Here is a 2,543-nt window from a genome sequence, read left to right as displayed (position 1 = left end):
CCTTGTACCGGTACGCGATGTCGCCCCGGCCGCCGTCCCGGACGGCCTCGCCCTGGGCCGCCCAGTTCACGTCGTTGTCCACGATCCCGGGGCCGTCGACGTGCGGCGCCAGCACGGCGACCGGGTCCAGGGCGCCGACCAGGAACGGCGCGTCCGGCAGCTGCACCAGCCGGCCGGTGGCGCGGTCCACCGGGTCGGCGGCGCCGACGACGGCGAGGCGGGCCTTGTGTCCGGTGGCGGCTTGTCCGGTGGCGGCGACGACCTCCGCCAGCGTTTCCGGCACCCGGCTCGGGTCGGCGCCGCGGGCCTCGCGGGCGACCGTGTCGCCGTACACGTCCAGGCTTTCGGCGACCACGCCCTCGGGCGCGATCGTGACGGCCAGCGCCGTGCCGACCGACGGGTCCAGCGCGTAGTAGGACCCGACCCGCCCGCGGCCGCGCCCGCCCGGGGTCCGCTGGCCCGTGTCGGCGACCAGCCCTCGCTCGGTCAGCCGGCGCACGCTCTCGCCGGCGGTCGGCTTGGAGATGCCGATCTCGACGGCCAGCTCGGCGCGGGTCAGCCGGCGGTGCTGCATCAGGGCGCGCAGCACGTGCTCGTCGGTCAGCGCCCGGACGAGGTCCTGGGTCGGCTTGGCGGAATCCACGTGACGATTCTAGTCAGGGCTCTTGCCTGGAAGCGGCGACACCCCGTACAGTCCTTCAAGTAAGGAGATCTGACTTGAAAGGAAGCGCCGTGCCGACCACCACCGCACTGCCGCACTGGGAAGAGACGCCCACCGACCTGAAGGCCGCGACCCGCGAGATCAAGGCCGCCCTGCGGGAGCGGATCGCCACCTCCGGTCGTACCGTCGACGAGGTTTTCGCCGTTGTGGAGCGGCGGGTGCAGGCCGCGATCGACGACATCGTCGCCGCCCGCCGCCGGGGCGAGCAGGTGTGGCCGGTGATCGACTATGCCGACATCGCCAACGGCACCGTCTCCGCCGAGCAGGTCGCGCTCCTGCGCCGCCGCGGCTGCCTCGTGGTGCGCGGGCAGTTCGAGCGCGAGCAGGCCCTGCAGTGGGACCAGGACATCGTCGACTACGTCGAGAGCAACCACTTCTTCGAGAACTACCGCGGCCCGGGCGACGACTTCTTCGGCAGCGTCGGCTCGAAGCCGGAGATCTACCCCATCTACTGGTCGCCGGCGCAGATGCAGGCCCGGCAGAGCGAGCGCATGGCGAACGTGCAGTCCTTCCTGAACCACCAGTGGAAGCACGAGTCGGAGGGCGTGCGGTGGTTCGACCCGGACCGCGACTCGCTCTACCCCGACCGGATCCGCCGCCGCCCCGAGGGCGCCGACTCGGCCGGCCTGGGCACCCACCTCGACCCGGGCACGCTCGACCTGTGGATGACGCAGGCCTATCAGCAGGCGTTCCGGCACCTGTTCGACGGCAGCGTCGAGGAGTACGACCCGTGGGACGCCGCGCACCGCACGGCCGGCCCGCAGTACCCGGGCTCGACGATGTGCTCGGCCTTCCGCACCTTCCAGGGCTGGACCGCACTGTCCGACATGGACCACGACCAGGGCGTGCTGCACACCGTTCCGATCCCCGAGGCGATGGCCTATCTGATGCTGCGCCCGCTGCTGAGCGACGTCCCGGACGACGACATGTGCGGGGTCACGGTGAACCAGGTCTTCCCGGCCGGCCACAAGTGGCACGCGCCGCTGATGGAGGCCCTGTCGGGCATCCCGGACGTGCGGGCCGGCGACTCGGTCTGGTGGCACGCCGACATGATCCACAGCGTTGCGCCGGTCGAGGCCCAGAAGGGCTGGGGCAACGTCATGTACATCCCGGCCGCGCCCTGGTGCCCGCGCAACGAGCGCTACGCGGCGTCGGTCCGCGAGGCCTTCACCAAGGGCGAGAGCCCGAGCGACTTCCCGGCCGAGCACTACGAGCGCGACTGGGCCAACCGCTTCCAGCCCGAGGACCTGAACGAGATCGGCCGCCGCGGCCTGGGCTTGGAGTAGTCGTGACATCCGTCAGCGGCCACACCCTGGTGCCAGACCGGTGCGGCTCAGCCGGCTGAGTCCGCCCACAGCAGCCGCAGGTCGCGCAGCGGGTCGTCGACCACGCGGGTGTCGTCGCCGAGCACCAGCGTCGCCCGGCGGGCCGCCGTGTACGGCGGCCAGTCCAGGCGGCCCGTCCGCGCGAAGCTCACCCACGCGCCCGTCAGCTCGTCGGCCAGCTGCCGGGCGCGCGGCGTGCCGTACCCGTGCATCTCTGTGTCCGCGCGGTGGAACGGCAGCGAGACGTCGATGCCGTGCACCGCGCCCCACCGGCCGCCATCGGCCGGCGACGGCCAGGTGAACAGGTACTTCCAGACCGGCGCCCCGCCCTGCGCCGCCTTGCGCTCGGCCTGCAGGTTGGCGTTCCGGAACTGGCCGCGGTCGGTCAGGATCCGGTTGTAGAGCAGGTACGGGGCGATCGACGGGTACGCCGCGCGGTAGGCCGCCAGCACGCGCGGCGCGGCCTCGCCGGCCAGGGCGGTCACCGCCGCGGTCAC

2 protein-coding genes and 1 pseudogene are annotated in these 2,543 nt (G+C 72.7%); 1 reads left to right on the top strand and 2 read right to left on the bottom strand.

Going from position 1 to position 2,543, the window contains the following annotated elements; all coding sequences use genetic code 11:
* Positions 1-643, bottom strand: a 643-nt coding sequence (locus AB0M20_RS37740; RefSeq protein WP_364305619.1) for a winged helix-turn-helix transcriptional regulator, incomplete at its 3' end; no start/stop codon positions are given.
* Between the two features lie 89 nt (positions 644-732).
* Between AB0M20_RS37740 and AB0M20_RS37735 the strand changes: the two genes are divergently transcribed.
* Positions 733-2,007 carry a DUF1479 domain-containing protein gene (locus AB0M20_RS37735; protein ID WP_364305618.1) on the top strand — a complete coding sequence of 425 codons (1,275 nt, stop codon included), beginning with the start codon at positions 733-735 and terminating at the stop codon, positions 2,005-2,007.
* Between the two features lie 47 nt (positions 2,008-2,054).
* Here AB0M20_RS37735 and AB0M20_RS37730 read toward each other — a convergent pair.
* Positions 2,055-2,543, bottom strand: a pseudogene (locus AB0M20_RS37730) (hypothetical protein); the annotation flags it as partial.

This window comes from Actinoplanes sp. NPDC051633 (genome assembly GCF_040681735.1).
Classification (GTDB): domain Bacteria; phylum Actinomycetota; class Actinomycetes; order Mycobacteriales; family Micromonosporaceae; genus Actinoplanes.
The sequence above is the reverse complement of the archived record's forward strand: the minus strand, read 5'-3'. Positions and strand labels throughout refer to the sequence as shown.